15 protein-coding genes and 1 riboswitch are annotated in these 21,206 nt (G+C 38.6%); of the genes, 7 read left to right on the top strand and 8 right to left on the bottom strand.

All coding sequences use genetic code 11. From position 1 onward, the window contains the following. Window positions 1-9: 9 nt before the first annotated feature. Entirely contained in the window at window positions 10-4,470 is a 4,461-nt protein-coding gene (gene gltB / locus DBO93_RS16965) for a glutamate synthase large subunit (RefSeq protein WP_108457379.1), read from the bottom strand. A 671-nt stretch (window positions 4,471-5,141) separates the two neighbouring features. Beyond that, on the bottom strand, window positions 5,142-6,068 hold the full coding sequence (gene folE2 / locus DBO93_RS16960; RefSeq protein WP_108457378.1) for a GTP cyclohydrolase FolE2: 927 nt from the start codon (window positions 6,066-6,068) through the stop codon (window positions 5,142-5,144). A gap of 345 nt (window positions 6,069-6,413) precedes the next feature. Between folE2 and DBO93_RS16955 the strand changes: the two genes are divergently transcribed. Next, window positions 6,414-6,773, top strand: a complete 360-nt coding sequence (locus tag DBO93_RS16955; protein WP_108457377.1) for an Hpt domain-containing protein — start codon at window positions 6,414-6,416, stop codon at window positions 6,771-6,773. 183 nt (window positions 6,774-6,956) lie between these two features. Here DBO93_RS16955 and arcA read toward each other — a convergent pair whose 3' ends face one another. From arcA to DBO93_RS16940, 3 genes are all read right to left on the bottom strand, one after another. Further along, complete coding sequence (gene arcA, locus DBO93_RS16950) at window positions 6,957-7,658, bottom strand: two-component system response regulator ArcA (protein WP_108457376.1); 702 nt, start codon at window positions 7,656-7,658, stop codon at window positions 6,957-6,959. 285 nt (window positions 7,659-7,943) lie between these two features. Beyond that, entirely contained in the window at window positions 7,944-9,557 is a 1,614-nt protein-coding gene (locus DBO93_RS16945; protein ID WP_239059029.1) for a HAMP domain-containing sensor histidine kinase, read from the bottom strand. An 84-nt stretch (window positions 9,558-9,641) separates the two neighbouring features. Beyond that, the gene (locus tag DBO93_RS16940) at window positions 9,642-10,691 is read right to left on the bottom strand and encodes a methyltransferase (RefSeq protein WP_108457374.1); all 1,050 of its coding nucleotides are present in this window, start codon (window positions 10,689-10,691) and stop codon (window positions 9,642-9,644) included. A 238-nt stretch (window positions 10,692-10,929) separates the two neighbouring features. Between DBO93_RS16940 and DBO93_RS16935 the strand changes: the two genes are divergently transcribed. The 5 genes from DBO93_RS16935 to DBO93_RS16915 all read left to right on the top strand — a co-directional run bounded on the left by DBO93_RS16935 (window position 10,930) and on the right by DBO93_RS16915 (window position 16,867). Next, a complete protein-coding gene (locus tag DBO93_RS16935; protein ID WP_162533816.1) occupies window positions 10,930-12,222 on the top strand; it encodes a DsbA family protein in 1,293 nt (430 codons plus the stop codon). 117 nt (window positions 12,223-12,339) lie between these two features. Next, a riboswitch (Lysine riboswitch) is annotated at window positions 12,340-12,581 on the top strand. Between the two features lie 80 nt (window positions 12,582-12,661). Beyond that, window positions 12,662-13,672, top strand: a complete 1,011-nt coding sequence (gene dapA / locus DBO93_RS16930) for a 4-hydroxy-tetrahydrodipicolinate synthase (protein WP_108457372.1) — start codon at window positions 12,662-12,664, stop codon at window positions 13,670-13,672. After that, window positions 13,669-14,418: a 2,3,4,5-tetrahydropyridine-2,6-dicarboxylate N-succinyltransferase gene (locus DBO93_RS16925; RefSeq protein WP_108457371.1), complete on the top strand. Its 750-nt coding sequence runs from the start codon at window positions 13,669-13,671 to the stop codon at window positions 14,416-14,418. The genes dapA and DBO93_RS16925 overlap by 4 nt, the downstream gene beginning before the upstream one ends. Before the next feature lie 8 nt (window positions 14,419-14,426). Next, window positions 14,427-15,689 carry a PLP-dependent decarboxylase gene (locus DBO93_RS16920; RefSeq protein ID WP_239059028.1) on the top strand — a complete coding sequence of 421 codons (1,263 nt, stop codon included), beginning with the start codon at window positions 14,427-14,429 and terminating at the stop codon, window positions 15,687-15,689. Between the two features lie 29 nt (window positions 15,690-15,718). After that, window positions 15,719-16,867, top strand: coding sequence for a succinylglutamate desuccinylase/aspartoacylase family protein (locus tag DBO93_RS16915; RefSeq protein WP_108457370.1), 1,149 nt, complete (start codon window positions 15,719-15,721; stop codon window positions 16,865-16,867). Between the two features lie 79 nt (window positions 16,868-16,946). Here the strand turns inward: DBO93_RS16915 and yjgA are convergent, their stop codons facing one another. Beyond that, the gene (gene yjgA, locus DBO93_RS16910; protein ID WP_108457369.1) at window positions 16,947-17,465 is read right to left on the bottom strand and encodes a ribosome biogenesis factor YjgA; all 519 of its coding nucleotides are present in this window, start codon (window positions 17,463-17,465) and stop codon (window positions 16,947-16,949) included. A gap of 129 nt (window positions 17,466-17,594) precedes the next feature. Here yjgA and pmbA point away from each other — a divergent pair, with 129 nt between their 5' ends. Continuing rightward, a complete protein-coding gene (gene pmbA / locus DBO93_RS16905) occupies window positions 17,595-18,926 on the top strand; it encodes a metalloprotease PmbA (RefSeq protein ID WP_239059219.1) in 1,332 nt (443 codons plus the stop codon). A 130-nt stretch (window positions 18,927-19,056) separates the two neighbouring features. Here the strand turns inward: pmbA and mgtE are convergent, their stop codons facing one another. After that, entirely contained in the window at window positions 19,057-20,415 is a 1,359-nt protein-coding gene (gene mgtE / locus DBO93_RS16900; RefSeq protein ID WP_108457368.1) for a magnesium transporter, read from the bottom strand. A gap of 507 nt (window positions 20,416-20,922) precedes the next feature. Next, window positions 20,923-21,201, bottom strand: a complete 279-nt coding sequence (locus tag DBO93_RS16895) for an HPr family phosphocarrier protein (RefSeq protein ID WP_108457367.1) — start codon at window positions 21,199-21,201, stop codon at window positions 20,923-20,925. Between the last annotated feature and the right edge of the window lie 5 nt (window positions 21,202-21,206).

Below are 21,206 nucleotides of genomic sequence, written 5' to 3'. Positions count from 1 at the left end.
GTGTTCTTATTATTGTGCTTGAACACGAAGTTCTGCAGATGAACGGCTACGATGACCCAATAGGGTTTTAACATCAACGGCCTTAGGCTTAATCAACTTAAACTGTGGTGCATACGAGTCAAAATTTGCTAAAATTTCTTCTGCTCTTAAGCTACCTGTTTCATCGAAGTGTTGGTTGATAATGCCACGTAAATGTTCTTGATGGATATTGAGTTCATCTATCTCTAACATTTCAATTGATTCGTTGTTAAGGCGCGTAGCTAAATCGTTTTGTTCGTCTAGAACATAAGCGAATCCGCCAGTCATACCTGCACCAAAGTTAACCCCAACTTGGCCTAAAATAGCCACTATACCACCGGTCATGTATTCACAAGCATGATCGCCAGTACCTTCTATAACCGCATGACAACCCGAGTTTCTTACTGCAAAACGTTCACCTGCACGACCACAGCCGAATAATTTACCGCCGGTTGCGCCGTATAAACAGGTATTGCCCATAATCATGGTTTTGTGACTTAAATATTCTACGCCTTTTGGTGGCTTAATCGTTAGTTTACCACCAGCCATGCCTTTACCTACGTAGTCGTTGGCATCGCCTGTTAGTGTCATTTCTAAACCACCTGCATTCCATACGCCAAAGCTTTGACCTGCAGTACCATTTAAAAATATTTTAATTGGGTTTGCTGCCATACCTTGGTCGCCATGTTGGCGGGCAATTTCACCAGATAATGAAGCACCAACAGAACGGTCAGTATTTTGTATCGTTAATCGATATTCACCGCCATTACTGTGTGCAATTGCGTCAGAAGCTAGTGAAAGTAAACGTTGGTTTAACTCACCTTTATCGAACGGTTCATTGGTACTTGTTTGGTGTAATGCCGTATCTTCACCAGCAACAACTGGCGCGATAATAGGGCGTAAATCTAGTTTTTGTTGCTTGGCGGTGATCCCGGCTAAAGGCACAAGTAAATCTGTGCGGCCAATGATCGCTGTTAGGCTTTCTACACCTAAACTTGCCAAAATTTCACGTACATCTTGAGCAATAAATTTAAAATAATTCATTACTTGGTCAGGTAAACCTTTAAAGAATTGCTCTCTTAGCACTTCATCTTGAGTTGCCACACCTGTAGCGCAGTTATTTAAATGACAAATACGAAGGAACTTACAACCTAGTGTCACCATAGGTGCTGTACCAAAGCCGAAGCTTTCGGCGCCTAAAATAGCGGCTTTTACAATATCGATACCGGTTTTTAATCCGCCATCAACTTGCAAACGCACTTTGTGACGTAAACCATTAGTGACCAGTGACTGGTGTGCTTCAGCTAAACCAAGTTCCCATGGGCAACCGGCATATTTTACTGAGGTTAATGGACTCGCACCTGTACCGCCGTCGTAACCTGAAATTGTAATAAAGTCAGCGTAAGCTTTCGCTACACCTGAGGCAATAGTGCCAACACCAGGACCAGAGACAAGTTTGACCGAAATAACGGCTCTTGGATTAACTTGTTTTAAATCAAAAATTAGCTGAGCTAAATCTTCAATCGAATATATATCGTGATGTGGTGGTGGAGATATTAAGGTTACCCCCGGCACTGAAAAACGTAATTTTGCAATTAACGGTGTTACTTTATCACCTGGTAATTGACCACCTTCACCCGGCTTAGCTCCCTGTGCAACTTTGATTTGTAAAACGTCAGCATTAACTAAGTAATGCGGCGTAACACCAAAGCGGCCAGAAGCTATTTGCTTGATACGTGAGTTTTTAACGGTACCAAAGCGACGCTCGTCTTCTCCACCTTCACCAGAGTTTGAATAACCGCCAAGACGGTTCATTGCAATAGCTAGGGCTTCATGTGCTTCAGGGCTTAATGCGCCAATTGACATTGCGGCACTATCGAAACGTTTAAATAATTCGGTATCTGCTTCAACTGCTGAAATATCAATAGGTGTTTGGTCATCTTTTAAAGCTAATAAATCTCGTAAGGCAGCCGCAGGACGATTATTTACATGATCAGCAAAAATTCTGTAATCACTATAATCTCCACTGCGAACAGCAGCCTGTAGCGTACTAACTACATCAGGGTTGTAAGCATGGTACTCACCGCCATGAACATATTTAAGTAGACCACCATGGCTCATTTTTTGATGAGGCATAAAGGCTTTTCGAGCAAGGTTAATGCTGTCTTGTTCTATATCTGAAAAATCAGCACCTTGAATACGACTTGGTAAATCAGGGAAACAAAGTTCCATGATATTGCTATTTAGGCCGATAACTTCAAATAAACCCGCACAACGGTAACTGGCTATCGTGGAAATACCCATTTTAGATAATATTTTCAATAGACCTTTATTAATACCTTCACGGTAATTAACCACAGCTTCACGAGCCGTTAGGTCAATTTGTTTGTCTTCAACCAGTTGCTCAATAGTTTCAAAAGCTAAGTATGGATAAACGGCTGTCGCACCTAAACCGAATAGTACGGCAAACTGATGCGAGTCACGAACCGAAGCTGTTTCAACAATAATGTTAGAGTCACAACGCAATTGCTTTTCAACTAAACGTTTTTGTACAGCGCCAACAGCCATAGCAGCAGGCATAGGTAACATGCCTTTTTGTATATGACGATCTGACAACACTAAGATAACTGTGTTTTTGTCTCTAACTAATACTTCTGCTTCATCACATAAACGAATAACAGCTGCTTCTAAACCTTCGGATTGATCATAATTTAAGGCTAAGGTATCTGAACGGTAATGCTCAGGGTCTAGCTCACGTAATTGCTTTAAGCCGGTGTACATTAATACTGGCGTAGCAAATAAAATACGGTCTGCATGACCCGTTGTTTCATTAAAAACATTATGTTCACGGCCGATACAAGTACCAAGCGACATAACGTAGCGTTCGCGCAATGGATCAATCGGTGGATTGGTTACTTGGGCAAACTGCTGACGGAAATAGTCATAAAGTGAACGCGGTTGGCTTGATAGGACCGCCATTGGCGTGTCATCACCCATTGAACCCGTAGCTTCTTGACCATTTTCGGCTAATGTTTTTACTACTTGATGAATCTCTTCATAACTGTAGTTGAACATTTTGTGGTATTGAGCAATTTCTTGGTCACTAAAGATTCGTTGACCAATTAAGCGCGCGTCTAGTTTGTCAAAAGGGACTAAACGACGAATATTATTATCTAACCATTCTCGGTATGGATGGCGAACTTTAAGTTCATTGTCGATAGCGTTAGAATTGAAAATTTTGCCAGTGTAAGTATCAATAGCGAGCATTTCACCTGGACCTACGCGGCCTTTCTCGACAACTTCATCTTCGCCGTAATCCCAAATACCCACTTCAGAGGCTAATGTGATAAAACCATCGCGGGTAATTACATAGCGTGCTGGTCTTAGGCCATTTCGATCTAGGTTACAGGCAACATGGCGACCATTGGTTACAACAACACCAGCGGGTCCATCCCATGGCTCCATATGCATAGAGTTAAATTCATAAAAAGCTTTTAAATCGTCATCCATTAATGGATTACTTTGCCAAGCGGGTGGCATTAATAGTCGCATGCCACGATAAAGGTCCATGCCGCCTGCCATGAATAGCTCAAGCATATTATCTAATGATGAAGAGTCTGAGCCACTTTCATTAACGAATGGAGCAGCATCTTGTAAATCAGGCAGTAAAGGTGATTTAAAACCGTGGGTTCTTGCTCTACTCCACTGGCGATTACCTTTAATGGTATTAATTTCACCATTGTGAGCTAAATAGCGGAAAGGTTGTGCTAAGTGCCACTCTGGAGAGGTATTGGTTGAAAAGCGCTGATGAAATAAGCAGATTGCTGTTTGCATACGAATATCAGCAAGGTCTAAATAAAAATTCGGTAAATCTACCGGCATCATTAAACCTTTATATATAGTAACTAAGCACGATAAGCTTGCAACGTAAAAACGTTCATCACTGATGCGTTTTTCGGCACGTCGTCTTGCCATATATAGTCGACGCTCAAGATCGCGATTACGCCAACCTGACGGCGCATTAACAAAAATTTGTTCTATAGCCGGTAAATTGCCTTTAGCGATTTCACCTAAAGTGGTGGTATCGGTAGGGACTTCTCTCCAACCTATTAATGAAAGAGTTTCATTTTCTAACTCTTCTTCTAGAATTTTTTTACTGGCATTAGCTAAAATCGGATCGGGATTAAGGAAAATCATGCCGACGGCGTATTTTTTACCTAATTGCCAATTATTTTCTTCTGCAACAGCGCGAAAAAAGCTGTCAGGCTTTTGCATTAACAAACCACAACCGTCACCAGTTTTACCATCAGCAGCGATACCGCCACGATGTTGCATACGGTCTAGGGCTTGAATGGCCGTCTTTACGAGCTTATGACTTGTTTCGCCATGTTGATGGGCAATAAGACCAAAGCCACAATTGTCTTTTTGATATGTATGATCGTAAAGTTGCATTATATTTATCTTCTCCTAAAAGGCCTCGGCAGTTTGGTTTAATTAGAATGGAATAAAATTATACTTAAAGTGCATAAATAGTCCCGAATTCGTACCGAGGAACCCCTTACATTAAACATTTAATACCCCAACGTCAATCTGAATAGAGTAAATGCTCGTAATTATTTTACATTTTTATTTACATTGAGCAAAAATATAAGACTTTATTAGTACTTTGTTGGCTGTAAAAGTTGTTTTCTCCCGTATTAAAAACTGAATGTGTAATTTTATTACATAAAAAGATTGTAAAAGTCAGAATACTTATAATATTTTATATTCACTATTTATTCACCGTTATAAGTCGCTATGGATGGCTTTAATGTCTTTATTTTGGCTGTATAGTTACTTTTTCTTTGGCTGATTGAACAGTAAATCGTTAAAAAAACCTAGAAACATGTCAAAATTTTTGTTTGGCATACCAAGTAAAGTTGAAAACGTGCCTTTTGTAAAATAACAATGGCTAGTTTACATAAGGTTTAGGGTGTTTGATTCGCTGTATTTATTTACGAGGAGTCTGTAGTGGTGGGGAAACAAGATAATTAATGATTTAAGGCTAATTGTTATTTATGTTGGGGATAAAAAAACCAGCTATTTTGAAGTAGCTGGTTTTTTATATGCAATGAATGGTTTAACTAAGGTTGGTAGCCGTTTGCTACGCCTTTAGTAGTAACACTAACGGCATCGTGTGCATGCAATGACTCTAAATGATTAATACGTAGCCAAAAGTCGTCAAACTGATCAGTTGCATTCATGGTGTATTGCAAACGACGGGCTGCATCTTCACAAAACATCAAGTTTTGACCATTTAAGCGAGCAAACTCTTGCTCATCTTCACGCTTTACTGCTGCTTGTACTGGCGTTTTAAGTGAGTTTTCAATTAAATCGACAATATCAGTAATTGGGAATTCTGTTGTTGAACTGTTAAGTTTAACTTTAACTTCAGCAACCGATCGTTGGCTATGTGGTGTAGCCACAATACCTTCAGTGGTACCGAGCCACTCGTGAACCGCGGCTAAATCAACATCAGGTTGGTCAACAAATTTTTCTTTAAAGGCTTGTTGAATCAACTGGCGAGCTAGTGCTGCAGAACAAGGACAAGTTGAAGAATATGGAACATCAACTGAAAGCTCAATATCAAGATTACCTTTATTTAAAAGGCCCGTGATAGTTACAGGGTAGGCTTTCCAGCCTTGTTTGCCACTGATTAAAGATTTACGGCGCAGATGATAATCAAAATTAAATTTAACTTTAGCATTATCGCTAAGCTCTTCATGACTACTGATAAAGCCATCTAATAAAGTTACTAAACTTTGATGGTTTAAAACACCTGAAGTTGATAACTCATCAATAAGTAAATACAAGCGCGACATATGAATGCCTTTGGCTTTCGGCTCTTTAAGGTTTACAAACGCATCTACATGGGCTGAAACCATACGTTCTGATTGGCCTTTAGAGGCAACCATGATGGGCATTTCGATATTACTCATGCCGACCCAATCCAAAGTCCCCTCAGTTTGTGCTGTGGTGTGATTTGCTATATCAGGCATTAATGTTGGCATTTTGACTCCGCTGTTCGCTGTGCACTAAGTAAAGGGCTATCTATGGTAACTTCAGTACTCAGTAAAATTATAATCGGCATTAGTATCGTAAGAAGAGCGATAGTTTCCACAAATATTTTGAAAAAGTGGAATATAATGCAGTGACCCTGAAAGGGCGGCTATTTTGAACGATATACCTATTAAAAGCAATGTTTGTAATGGCTAGGTTGATATCGTTCTAGAATATGGTAGTTGTATTTGATATCTGCTATAAAGTGGGGCCTAATTTAAGCTAGGACTACTGAAATTTTTGTTTTCAGTAAAAATTAAAAACGACATAAAAAGTACTGTCGTAAAGGAGATTGCATGTCAGCAACGCATCACTTAGATCTAACATTAATTGATGGTTACTTAGAAGCTTTAGATATTAGCGTTATTCAGCAAATGTTGGATTTATATATTGGGCAATCTAAAGTGTACTTATTGGCGATTAAAGATGCTGGTGCTAATGGCGACCAAAAGGCTTGGCAATCCCACTGTCATAAAATGAAAGGTTCAGCTGCCAGTGCAGGGTTAAGTCAGGTGCATCAGAAGCTTATCGAGCTAGAAAAATCATGCGAAGATAGGGAAACTAAAACTAAACAGGTACAAACATTAACAGAGCTGAACCAAGAAGCTATCGCTGTATTTCAACAATGGTTAATAGAAAGAGTTCGAGTTGAATGAATACGTAATGTAGGTACAGAAATAAAATATGGAATATAAGGCGTTTAATACAACGTCAATTATAACGTCAATTATAACGTCAATTATAACATTGCAAAGCTATATACTGGGTCTTTAGAAGTCTTTAGCGTTAAATGAGCTTTAGCTGAAGCAGAGTATATAAATACTCTGCTTAAAAGCAGGTTAGTCAACCTGGCCAATAAAGCGATATCCTTCGCCGTGGATTGTGTTGATTAATTCAGGTGAACTCTCAACTGATTCAAAATGTTTACGAAGACGACGAATGGTAACATCAACAGTTCGGTCATTTTCACGTAAATCTCTACCGGTCATTTCTTTAATTAATTGCTGACGAGTAACAATTTTTCCTGCATTAGCTATTAGCAAGCTAAGGGCTCTATATTCGCCGCGTGGAATCGAGATTACTCTATTATCTGGAGTGGTCATTTTTCGTGAGTTGCCATCAAGAGACCATTGATTAAAACTTACAATGACCCCTGTATTTTCAGCATTGCTTGACGATATTCTATTTAATATATTTCGTGCTCTAATCGTTAGCTCACGTGGATTAAAGGGCTTAGTTAAATAATCATCAGCACCTATTTCTAGGCCTAAAACTTTATCAATATCACTGTCGCGACCCGTCAGAAAAATTAAACCTAAGTCTTTATTACGCGTTAATTCTCGAGCGAGTAAAAGGCCGTTCTTTCCTGGCAAATTAATATCTAATATCACTAAATTGATAACGTTGTTTTGCAGTTCGCGCTCCATGCTATCACCGTCTATTGCTTCAGCCACTTTATAGCCTTCAGCTTCAAATAGATTTCGTAGATTAAAGCGTGTAACGTCTTCGTCTTCTACGATTAATATGTGAGGTTTTTGCATGTTCATTGTCCAGTTTTGTCAGATTAAACGAGTATTCTGATTAGTTTTAGAGTGCTTTATATTCCAACCTTGCACACCGCAAAGCAACAAAATATCGGCTAATGTTGTAGAAGCTAATGTTATAGAAGCTAATGTTAAAAAACAATCAATGCATAACAATTAACAGTTTTTTATCAATAAATATGTTTAGTGTACTCAACAGTCATAATGTTAGATATAAATAAAGCTAACTTAATAGCCCTTTGTAATATTAATAATTAGCACCTAGTACAATAGTATTTAGCACTAGTTAATGGGGAAGTTAATTTCGATGCTAACACCTTCACCTAATTCACTATTTAATACGATGGAACCACCCAGTGCTTGGGTTACTAAGTTATAAACTAAGTGCATACCTAAACCACTGCCTCCTTCTCCGCGTTTTGTAGTCGTAAAGGGTTCGAAAACTTTATGCTTGATAGATTCATCCACACCAATGCCATCATCCTTAAAAAGAATATTTAGCTGATTACTCAACGACATTACAGTGATAGAAATACGTCCATGATCTTGTCCTTCAAAACCATGAATAACAGAGTTCATGATCAAATTAATCAATATTTGATTAATAGGTCCAGGTTTACTATTTATCGATAAGTTGTCAGGGCAATCAATATCAATTGTGTAAGGTAAACTATGTAATTGAGGTCTTAACGTTAGTATAACCTCTCTTAAAAGTTCTTTAACATCGAAAGTACGTATGTCTTCACTTGACTGGTCTACCGCCACTTTTTTAAAGCTAGAAATAAGATCTGCAGCACGATTAAGGTTTCGGTAAATAATGGCAATATTTTCGCAACCATCATGTAAAAATTTCTTTAGCTGGCTAGATTTTAACGTTTTGTTTTCAAAAGCGGCTTTAATATCATCTAACCTATCCGCGAGAAGGGTTGAAGCGGTTACTCCTAAACCGATAGGTGTGTTTACCTCATGTGCAACACCTGCAACCATATCACCAAGTGAGGCCATTTTTTCACTTTCAACCAGCTGACTTTGAAATTGATGCAGCTTTTCTAAAGTAGACAGTAATTCTTGGTTAGATTCTTTTAATGCTTCGGTACGTTTATTTATTTTATTTTCTAGCTCTTGTGAGTGTTCTAAACTTTGCTGTTCTGCTGAGTCTAATTGCGCTATACGTTTTTCCATTCGAGCAAAAAGAATATTAATATTACGTGCCAAAATATCTGCTTCTCGGTATGGCATAGTTTGGCATTGTTGAGAAAAATTTCTTTGTCGAGCCGCTGTTTGAACTGTATTCGCTAAAGTATAGAAAGGAGTACTAATATAATTTTCAAGCTTAAGAGCGATAAAGATGGCGATCAAGCAAACAATAAATAACACAATAAAACTAATGATTAATAATTGATCTGTGATCTGGGTGATACTCTCGTTGCTACTTTGCAAATAGATATAACCAATAATTTTTCCTTCTACTTTAATCGGCTGCATATATTCTAAATATGCTTCAGAAAACTTAGGTATTTGTAAACTGTTTATGCTGTTAGATTTTTCTGAAATAGCTGTACGCTGTTGGTTTCGCTTGTAGCTATAAAAAAGCGTTGGTTTTTCATCATTCTTCCCCGTTCGATATATATGAACATAATTTAAATTAGGGATGTGTGAAGGCAATGAAAAATTATCGAGTAAAGCTTGTCGTTCAACGTTAATAACATAAATTAAACTTTCTTCGGCTAAAACATCAGCCCAATGTTTAATTTGCGAAACGGAATTGGCGTTGTAACTTTTATTAAATTGCAACGTTATTACTGAAATACTCAAAATAGATAACAATGAGATAGCGCCGATCATTGATATTAGGCAAATCCGACGAATAGACCAAACAGGTTGGGTTATTGGCATGCAATACTGTACTCATTAATTATGACTATAAGATGATTGTAGAAAACCTTATTGCTTTCAACAATCATTTTGTCTTAGTTATTTTTATTTTCGGGTGTTTAAGTAGCATTGATAAATAGCAAAACCTTTTTTAATGACGATAGTTTTTGTGTTACCAATGGCCTTCTCCATGATCGGTAAGTATTTTAAAAAACTATTCGCGACAATAGTAATGCTGCCTTTACTGGATAAATTTTGTTTTATCTCGGATAAAAACTGCTCTGTTGCAGCATAATGCGTTTTTACCCCTTGATGAAATGGCGGATTCGATATCACAAAGTCATAGCTATCTTGAACATCAGACAAGCTGTTTGATGCAATATATTTTCCACTTAATTGGTTTAAAGCTAATGTTGTTTGCGCTGAGTGTAATGCCAAAGCGCTAACATCAACCAAGGTTAATTGAGTTGTTGGGTAAACAGTACCTATATAAGCTGCAATAACACCGGCACCACAGCCAAAATCTAACACCTTTCCTGTCATCTTCTCTGGTAAATGTGCTAATAGAACTTCTGTACCGGTATCTAAAGCATTTTGACTAAATACACCGGGTAATGCGGCAATTTTTAACGTTTTATCTTGTACTTCAATTGGATAATACTTATAAAAGCTTTGTAGATCAAAACTAGGAAGTAGCGGTTTAAATTTAGCGATAAGCATTAAGCAATGACGAGCGGTATCAACTTTATTGCAATACTCAAGGTAATCTGTTCCAAGTTTCTCAGCAGATTTTACACCACTTTTATTTTCGCCAACAATAACGATAGTGGCATCTTCAGTCATAGATTCAGCGAGCATCGCTAGAGTAAATCCGAATTCGGCCTTACTTTTTGGGAAATGAATAATCGCCATGTCATGCTTATTTTTAGCGACATATTCAACACAAAAATGAGCGTTTACTTTCGCATTGTTAAGTTGCTGACAGGTTTTATACTGGGCATAATTTGTATGGTAACTATCTATGCTGGCATGACTATGCTGGCTGAGGTATTGGGTAATAAAACCATCGTCTGCAATATTGACCAAGAGAGGTTTTGTTGCTGATAAAGCGTCTATATTGCGTATCAATAATTGGTTAATGTTACTTGTAGCCATTTAATTGCCCGTGTGCATAAATATATTGTTAATTTACAAAAGCCTATTGTTTGAAATCTGATTGCAACAAGCCTTGTAATGATTTTAAATGAAATTAGTCTAAAGGAATTACCCTATTTGAGTATATTTCATTTATCCCGTTAAAATTAATATGTCATAATGCGGCGCATTCTACGCGAATTTATTTATCTCGCCATCATTAGTCCTAAGGGAATTAACTATTTTTAATAAAATGTTATTGCGACTAAAAATAAAATGGCTTCAAAGTCATTGTCGAGCAAAAGCACTGGTTTTTCGTTATTTTTTAATTGGGCGATTTTTAGGCCAAAAAGCACAAGCTGAAGTTTACCTTTCACTAAATGACCCGCATAGCTTTATGTTAGTGCAAATGCTATCTCGATTAGCGGTAAATTATCACCTTACTTTTAAAGTACTTTTTATCTGGGGAACGTTACCCGGTATTACCATTTGCCCAAAACTTTATCGACAATGGGCGATTAAAGACGCTAATTTAATAGCCGAAAAATATCAACTTGTTGACATCAAAGATGAGCCTACTTCTGCTTCTTTAACAACAGGTCAACAGATTTGGCAGTTCAAAGTAAATAATATTGCCAATGCTGAACAAATTTTTATAAATACCTGGGGAAATCAATTTAGCGAGCATTTTCAAACCTCAACACCCACGATAAATCACCAAGTTAAAAACCAAACGCGTTTAAAAGCCAAAGGGCATTATGCGCCAGCAAGTATTTTGTTTGCTGGCAGTTGGTATGTTGGCGTTGAAAGGTTATATCATTTTGAAAACATGCTAAAAAAACTTGCCTTAGTAGATGATTTAACTGAAGCGTTAATGAGAAAAAACCAATTGAACCAAACTGTTAATCAACAAAATTTTCCACATAAAATAGTTGATATTAATGCTGCTCAACCAGCCAATGCAGTGTCTGAGCCTTTGGTGATATATTTGTCTTTACGTAGTCCTTATTCTTATTTGGGTTTTGTGCAAGCCATTAATTTAGCAGGACAATATAAAATAGAATTAGTAATAAAACCTGTTTTACCGCTTTTAATGCGAGGGGCGGCTATGCCGCTCGTTAAGCAGAAATATATTTATCTTGATGCTTTGCGCGAAGCTAAAAAATTAGGTATTGAATTTAATGGCTTTACCGATCCTCTCGGGGTTGGAGTTATGAATGCATATCGTTTATTTGCATGGGCTCAGCAGCAAGGCAAAGCGCTTGAGTATATGCTCGCGTGTTTCAAGGCTATTTATGTTAATGGTATTGATTTAGCTAATCCTGAGCATATTGAGACTATTTATAAAGACTTATCTTTAAATGTTGAGGATGGGTATGGATACCAAGAGCAACACGATTGGCAGCAATGGGCAGACTTAAACCAAGTTGAATTGACTAACTTAAACCTTTGGGGCGTACCCAGTTTTAGTTATGGCAAGAGTAGTTATTGGGGCCAAGATAGAATTTTAGTATTAGAAAAAGAAATAAACTTAGTAAAAATAAATAGTTAGTAGTAATTGTCAATATACGTTTAGACGTCTATTGACTGCCCTTATATTTAAATGTTTTAATATTGCAGTCCCTTATTCCTGTGCTATTGATATGTAAGTATTAATAGCAACGATGAAAGGGCCAGAAGAGGCGCGTTAATCAGGTAGTTATTGTGAAGAGATCAAACTCTATTGAGTAATAATGAGGGGGTATAACGCCGAGATAATTATATTTTTGATGATGTAATTGTCGGTTGTAAAAGCTTAATTGTTTTTAGATAGCAATTAAATTTTTTATTTTACGGGCTATAAATTAGTTCGTTTAATATGAGGTTGAATCCTTGCAACTGTCACCTTATAGGTGGAGAGCTTCTGGCCTTTGTAAAGGCCAAGTTTCATCCTTGAAATTTTGTCTATACAAGCGCCTAAAAGTTCTCCGAACGACAAGAGTTCGAGAGAAATGAATCAAAATAATTCTATAGAAAATCAGTTATTAACTGACCGGCCTTTGGTTTGGACAGCCCTAGTAACCCCTCTTTTTGACAATGATGACATTGACTTTGACAGTTTGCGTAAACTTGTTTTACAGCAAAACGCTGCTAAAAATGGCATTTTACTTCTAGGCAGTACAGGTGAAGGCCTTGCCCTAACGGCTAAAGAACATTTAAGTATTGTTGAATACGTTTGTGCTATGCCCTTGCAAGTGCCAATTATGGTTGCTGTTGGAGGTTATAACCTTAACGAGCAACTTGCCTGGATAGAACAATGCAATACCTTACCGATAGATGCATATTTACTCGGTAGTCCAATATATGCAAAACCAGGTCCTGTCGGGCAAACGTTATGGTTTAAAAGCCTACTGGATGCCGCTAATTTCCCTTGTATGCTTTATAACGTGCCTTCGCGCAGCAGTGTTGAAGTCGCGATATCTACCATACAACAACTTCAAAACCATAAAAATTGCTGGGCGTTAAAAGAAGCCAGTGGCGATCTTAATAAGTTACTTGCCTACAAAGAACATTGTCCACACATTGAAATATATAGTGGCGAAGATGCCATGATGCCTTATCTTGCCGGCGTTAATGTTAAAGGCTTGATATCAGTTTGTGCAAACGTATGGCCAGTGGCTACTCGACAGTACGTAGCAATGGCGTTAGCTTATCAAAATGAAGGGCTGTTTCCGCTTTGGCATAAAGCGATTGCAGCATTATTTCAGGTCGCAAGTCCAATACCGGTAAAAGTTTTAATGGCTGATTTGAACATAATCAGTACTGCAAAACTGCGCTTACCCTTATGCCATGAAGAAATTTCTGAGCAACATGGCCTACAAGATATTCATCAAAAAATTCAGCAATGGTTAGAGGCTAACAGTAGTAACCCTTTAGCGCATGCTCACACGATTAAAAGCACTGAAAGTGCTGATCAACATCATTATTTAACATCAACTAACCTTCGAGAAGTAAATTCATGACTTGGCAACAAACATTAACAGATTTAGAAACAGGCAAAACACGTGCAGCACAACAAAATAGCGATGGTACTTGGCAAGTTAATACCAACGTCAAAGAAGCAATACTAGCGGCATTTAAAGCCGGAGAAAATATTGAATTTGACGGTGCTTATCGCGGTTTTGTTGATAAGCATAACCTACCCGCACGTGAATTTGTTGTTGCTGATAAAGTGAGAATGGTACCGGGTGGATCATCGGTTCGTCGAGGTGCTTATGTAGCGCCGGGCGTTATTATTATGCCGCCTGCCTATATTAATGTTGGTGCCTTTGTTGATACTGGTACTATGGTTGATAGCCACGCATTAATTGGTTCATGTGCACAAATAGGTAAAAATGTGCATGTGTCTGCCGCTGTGCAAATTGGTGGTGTACTTGAGCCTATTGGTGCTAGCCCAGTGATTATTGAAGATAATGCCTTTTTAAGTGCTGGCGTGATTATTGTTGAAGGTATTGTTGTGAAAAAAGGTGCGGTATTAGCGCCAGGTGTTTCTTTGTCTGCATCGGTGCCAGTTTATGACTGTGTTAATAACATCATGCTAGAGAAAGGCGCTGACATTCCTGAAAATGCGGTTGTGGTTCCGGGTACGCGACCTGTTAAAGGTGCTTGGGCGGAAGAGCAAGGATTGAATATGGCCTGTGCGATAATTATTAAATATCGTGATGAAAAAAGTAATGCCGCTTTAGAACTTGAATCTGTGCTGCGCTAGGAAAAAAAATGACTGCAATGTTAAACACAGCAACTCGGCCAAATTGGCTAAGACCGTCTGTAATTCAACCCCTGAACGAACATCGTAACGCACTGAAAAATGGCGCTGAGGTTGATCAAGATGAAGTGGGATTTTTTCTTTACGATTTAGATTATCTAGCACAGCATTTGTCAACGTTGATGCAACAAGATGTGATTAAACTGTGGTTTGCAGTGAAAGCAAACCCATTGTCACGTGTGATCACGACGTTAGCTCAGCAAGGTTTTAATTTTGACGTTGCCAGTCAAGGAGAACTCACACAAGTGCTTGCGCAAAATGTGCAGGCTGAGCGTATTCTTAATACCGGACCAGCAAAGTCGAAACAGCAAATGAAAGCGTTTTTAACACAAGGGGTTCGTACCTTTGTTGTTGAGAGCTTGAACCAATTGCAATGGCTAAATGAAGCTGCGACTGAGTTGTCTTGTCGACCGCAAGTATTATTAAGAGTTCAGCTCCAGTGGGATGAAGGTGAGAAAAATCCATTAGGCGGTAATGAAGTAACCGCCTTTGGTTTATCGTGCCAAGAATGGCAAACCATCAAAGTAAGTGATTTTTTAGCCTTAAACATTAACGGCTTACATATATTCCAATGGGGGAATATGCTAAGTAATGAACGCATGTTCGAGCTTTGGTCACAAATGGTTACGCCGTTGTTATCATTAGCAGAACAATTAGAAATGACGCTAGAGGTTTTAGATTTAGGTGGTGGTTTAGGTGTAGATTATCTGCAAACAGGCCAAAGCTTGCATTGGGATAATATTGTTGCTGATTTAGCCAAAATAAAAGCCCGAGCTGGCGTTAGTGAACTTTGGTTGGAGCTAGGTCGCTTTGCGGTTGCCGAAATGGGCTATTATGTTACCTCTGTTGTTGATCGGAAAGAAAACTTCGACCAACAGCAATTGGTACTTTCGGGTGGTATTAATCATTTAATTCGCCCTGCGATTACCGAACAGCCTTTTCCTGTAGCTATGCTTAGAGAGTCTCAAGCAAGCGAGAGTTATTTCGATTTACATGGCCCACTTTGTACTAGTTTAGATAAACTCGGTACCTTGGCAATAGCCAATGATGTTGGCATTGATGACCAATTAATTTTTGGTTTGGCAGGGGCTTATGGTTTTACTGAAAGTATGCCATTTTTTCTTTGTCACCCAATAGCTGCTGAATATGTTCTTCAGCAAGGTAAAATAGAGCAAGTGCGTGCAGCTCAACCTGCTACTTGGTATTTACGTTAGTATGGTCAAGGCCTAACTTAAGGTTAACTATGAATTTAATTAGTAAAGAAGTTATGCATGTTGGTGAAATGGCCAGTGGAGCAACACTTACTGTGCCAGTTTATCGTATTAAAGGTAATGGTCAGGGGCCTAATGTGTATATTCAAGCAAATATGCATGGCGCAGAAGTGCAGGGTAACGCGGTTATTTTTCAATTGTTGGAACAATTAAAACATATTGAATTAAATGGCAGTATCACCTTAGTACCTTATGCGAATCCTGTAGGCTGTAATCATAAAAATGGTGAATATACCTTAGGTCGATTTGATCCTATTACCGGTGAGAACTGGAATCGTATGTATCATTTCGATGAAAGTATTATCGAACCGTTTGCTAAGGCACATTTAAACCAGTCTAATGCCGAAATAGCACAGGCATTTCAAGCATTAATGGTTAAGCAATTATCGCAAAAACTCAATCACAATGTTTATGGTATTACTACAGGTCAACGAATTGCCTATCAGTTGCAATTGCTCGCACTGGAGGCCGACCTTGTGTTAGATCTGCATACGGGGCCAATTTCGAGTAAACATTTGTATTGTCCAGACTATGCTCGACCAAGTGCTGAATATTTTGATATTCCACACGTGTTATTTATTCCTAATGGCTTTGATGGCGCACTTGATGAAGCGACTTTTTGTCCTTGGTGGTATTTACAGCTAAAATTTGCAGAATTAGGCCGAGACTTTCCAATAACCAAAACCGATGAAAATCAAGGTGAGAATGCGGTTATCAAAGAAAGCTTTACTGTAGAGTTGGGTTCACAAGAGCAAATTGATTTAGATGTTGCCCATGAAGACGCTTTAGGTATTTTAAGTTATTTACAATACCAAGGGGCGATTAATAGTCAGCAGTATCAGCCAAAAACGATGACAAGATATAGTTGCTTATTAAAAGATTACAAAGCACTTTATTCGCCCATGGGTGGCATGGTGGATTACCTTGCTGAGTTCGGGCAACCGCTTCCTGCAGGCGAACCTTTAGCGCGTATTCTTCGAATGGACAATTATGGTGACGGCGATCCATTGCATTATATCAATTTTGATCACAGTGTTATTCCTATTCTGCATTTTGCATCAGCGAGTGTGAATCAAGGTACTGAACTTTATAAAGTATTTAGTAAGTATACGATTTTATAATGTCAGGATCTGAAAAACAAAAACGCCTTAATTCATGATAAATTAAGGCGTCTTTTTTTAGCAGATTTTCAATATTTATTTAAAAAACTACATGCGCTTTCAGGTAAGCAAATAAATCACGATTATGTTTACCTACTTTTTCTGCGCTGTGCTCTTTTTTCGCCTGACGTACGAGTTGTCTAAGCTTTTGTCTTTCCATATTGTCATATTCTGCTAATAAAGCCTCAATGGGCTCATTGCCTTCGGCTATTAGATCATCACGCATTTTTTCGAGTTTTTCAAACTTCACAGACTCTTGCTGATGTTTATTAGCCATAACATCCATCGCCTGCTTAATGGGCTCAAGATCCGTCTCAGCTAATATTTTAGCTATATGACGCACATGACGACGTAAGGCTTCATGTTTATTGGTTATTTTATCGGCCAATAACATTGCGGCTTTTAAATCATCCGTTAACGGTAATTTACTGCGTTGATGTTTCGACATTTTGACGATGACAAGGCCAAAATCTTGCAGTCGATGCATTTCGCGTTTTATTTCCGATTTACTCAGTAATTCTTCTTCTAATTCATCGATATCGTTGGCAGAGTGGGGCATAATGTTAAGTATTAAAGTGATAATTACCTATAGTATACAACAAAGCAGTAGCAGCAAAAAACATTCCTGTAAATTGTATCAAAAAATATGAGAAATAATTTAACTATGAGCGATTCTGATAGTATCCAAATGCAAATAGAGCATGTTAAAAAACGTGTAAATGATGCCATGTCTATGGCTAAATCACTTGGAGCCGATGGTGCTGAAGTCGCAATGAGCCGCCAGCAAGGGCTAAGTGTTAGTACTCGTTTAGGAGAAGTTGAAAACGTTGAGTTCACTAATGATGGTGGACTGGGTATTACAGTTTACAAAGCAGGGCGTAAAGGTAGTGCATCAACAGCCGATTTGTCTGAACAAGCTTTAAAACAAGCGATTGAAGCTGCTGTGAATATTGCTAAGTATACCTCTGTTGATGAATGCTCAGGTATGGCTGATAAAGAGCTACTTGCAATGGATCCGCAAGATTTAGACTTATATCATCCTCATAAATTAACCACAGAGCAGGCGATTAGCTTAGCGAAAGAGTGTGAAGATACAGCGCTGGCTTATGATAAACGCATTACTAATTCAGATGGCGCGACATTAGCAAGTTTTGAAGGTTTTAAAGTTTACGGTAATAGCCATGGGCAGATCGTAGGTTATCCAAGTACCCGTCACAGTTTAAGTTGTGTGATGATCGCCAATGAAGGTGATGACATGCAGCGCGATTACGCTTATACCGTGAGTCGTGAATTTAATGCGATGGAAAGTGCCGCTAAAATCGGTCAACAAGCTTCTATTGAAGCGTTATCAAGATTAGGTGCACGTAAATTAGCCACGGCTAAAGTCCCTGTTATGTTTCGTGCTGATATCGCCAATACGCTGTTTGGACATTTTATTGCTGCTATTAGTGGTGGTAACTTGTATCGAAAATCTTCATTTTTGATGGATTCCATTGGTAAGCAAGTATTTCCTGAATTTTTAAGTATTAGTGAACGTCCGCATTTGAAAAAAGCCTTAGCAAGTGGAGCGTTTGATGCCGAAGGCGTAGCTACTGTTGATCGTGAAATAATTACTGATGGCAACTTAGCTACCTACCTTTTAACCAGTTATTCGGCACGTAAAATGGGGCTGACAACGACTGGGCATGCAGGTGGTATTCATAACTGGAATCTCGGCATGCAAGGTGAAGGTAAAGGCGGTGATTTTGATGCGATGTTAAAAACGCTAGGCACAGGCTTGTTAGTAACTGAACTGATGGGGCAAGGTGTTAATGTGGTTACTGGCGATTATTCGCGAGGTGCAGCAGGCTTTTGGGTTGAAAATGGTGAAATCGCTTATCCAGTTGATGAAATTACCATTGCCGGAAAATTACAGGATATGTTCTCTGGTATTGTCGCTATAGGTAACGATACCGATATGCGTGGTAGTATTCGCACAGGTTCTATTATTATTAATGAAATGCAAGTGGCAGGAAGTTAAACGGACGAGTTTCAAGTTATTAGCTGTCAGTAAAAAGAGAGTTTATCTCGCCTATCGCTTACAGCTTTAAACTTACAACTATCTTTTGTATTTACTGAAAGCTGACAGCTTAAAACTGTCAGCTTTTTTGTTACCCTAACATTAATGTTGCTGTGCCTAAAAAGGCAAAGATACCAACAACGTCGGTAACTGTAGTTAAAATAACACTACCGGCTAATGCGGGATCAATATTCATCTTTTTCAGCATTAATGGCACAGTAACACCAGCAATACCGGCTGCGGTCATATTCATTAACATCGCAAAAGCGATAATGGCACCTAACATGAGGTTTTGTTGCCATATAGCGACCACAGAGGCAATTAACACCGCCCAAATTAAACCATTAAAAAAACCGATGGCTAGTTCTTTGTATAATAAAATGCGTGAGTTACTTTCACCAACATGCCCTAACGCCATACCACGAATAACAAGTGTTAACGTTTGATTACCCGCAACACCCCCCATACTAGGCACAAGCGAGTTAAGCACAGCTAAAATGGCTAATTGGTTTAAAATACCTTCAAACATACTCGAAACGGCAACAGCCATAAGCGCAGTAATTAAATTTACGCCTAACCAAATAGAGCGACGTTGCGTACTTTTTAGTACCGGGGCGAAAGTATCAGCTTCGTCATCTAGACCCGCCATACTCATCATGGAATGTTCGGCTTCTTCACGAATAATATCAACAACATCATCAACGGTAATACGACCGAGTAGTCGACCTTCTTGGTCGATAACTGGAGCAGAAAACCAATCGTAACGCTCAAAGAGTTTCGCGACATCTTTTTCATTCATATCAGCAGTAATTGCCTGAATATCTTTATCTATGAGGCTAGAAATAATGGTTTCTGCTTTCGCTGTTACTATGGATGATAATGAAACAGCGCCGATGAAATGATCTTCACGGTCAACAACATAGAAAGAGTCAGTCGCTTCGGGTAACTCACCCCGTAAGCGTAAGTAACGTAACACCACATCCACTGTCACATCAGGACGAATGGATATAGTATCGGTATTCATAATACCGCCGGCTGTGTCTTCCTCGAATGAAAGTGCTGCTTCTACACGACTGCGATCTTGCCAGTCCATCGCGTTAAGCACTTCTTGGTAAACACTGTCAGGTAATGTTCGAAAAACTTCGGCTAAATCATCAACATCCATCCCTTCTGCAACAGCAGCTAGTTTTTCTGGATTTATGTTTTTTAGAATACCTTTTCGAACTTCTTCGTTTAGCTCTTCAAGAACATCACCATGATGATCGGCATCAATTAACTGCCAAAGAGCCATACGGCTTTTGGTCGGAGATGACTCTAAAAGTAAGGCAAGGTCGTAAGCTGGCATGTCTTGCAATAACTTGCGGACATAGACAAACATACCGCTATCGAGGGCATCGTTAACCTGCTGGAGGCGTTGGTGACTATATTCTTGTTCGGAAACTTCCGGCATACTTTTACCTTTTGCCGCTACAAAACGAAAACTGTTAAGGATGTTGAACTTACTGTCAGGTGTTTAATATGGTATTTAGCACCTGAATATTATGCATTACAATCAAATTAACGTGTGAGTACGCCATATATAATTGAAAACTACATTATTTTGAGGTTAATTAAGGTTACTTTAGTCTCGTAAACTTGAACCAAAAAAATTAACCAAAAAAGTTAAACAGCCCGATGATAAATGACAATTATTAACTTTCTATTAAATTATACCAAATGAGTGAAAATTCGACTAAATGAATATGTAATGCATTTCGACTTTACAGGCAAAGCCGAGAATGAATATGCTTGAGGTAATTCGATTGTGCTAAATTCCCAACTTTAACGATAAGTTAGCTAATTCATTATTTTATATGGTATCGAATGTTAATATTTAACGCGTTGAGTTTACCGTAATTTTCGATATTTCGCAGCTTTTTTATTGACTTAACGGTGCCGACAATAAATATGAGTTTTGCTACTCGGCTTCATCAAATTTGTTGCTGAAAAGTTGGCAAATTTCTTCGAGTGCTAATTCAGCGTCTTCACCCGTAGCAATTACCTTAACGGTTTTACCTTGTGCACCTGCAAGCAGCATTATGCCCATAATACTGTTGGCGTCGGCATGATTTTCGTCTAATTCAATGGTGACTTTTGCGGTAAACTTTTGACTTAATTGTGCGAGTTTAGAAGCCGCTCGGGCATGAAGCCCAAGCTTGTTGATGATGAGAACATAACGGCTGGCTTGTGTGCTCATAGCAA

It is taken from the genome of Colwellia sp. Arc7-D (genome assembly GCF_003061515.1).
Taxonomy (GTDB): domain Bacteria; phylum Pseudomonadota; class Gammaproteobacteria; order Enterobacterales; family Alteromonadaceae; genus Cognaticolwellia.
Note: the sequence above shows the minus strand (reverse complement) of the source record. Positions and strands in the feature narration are given on the sequence as shown.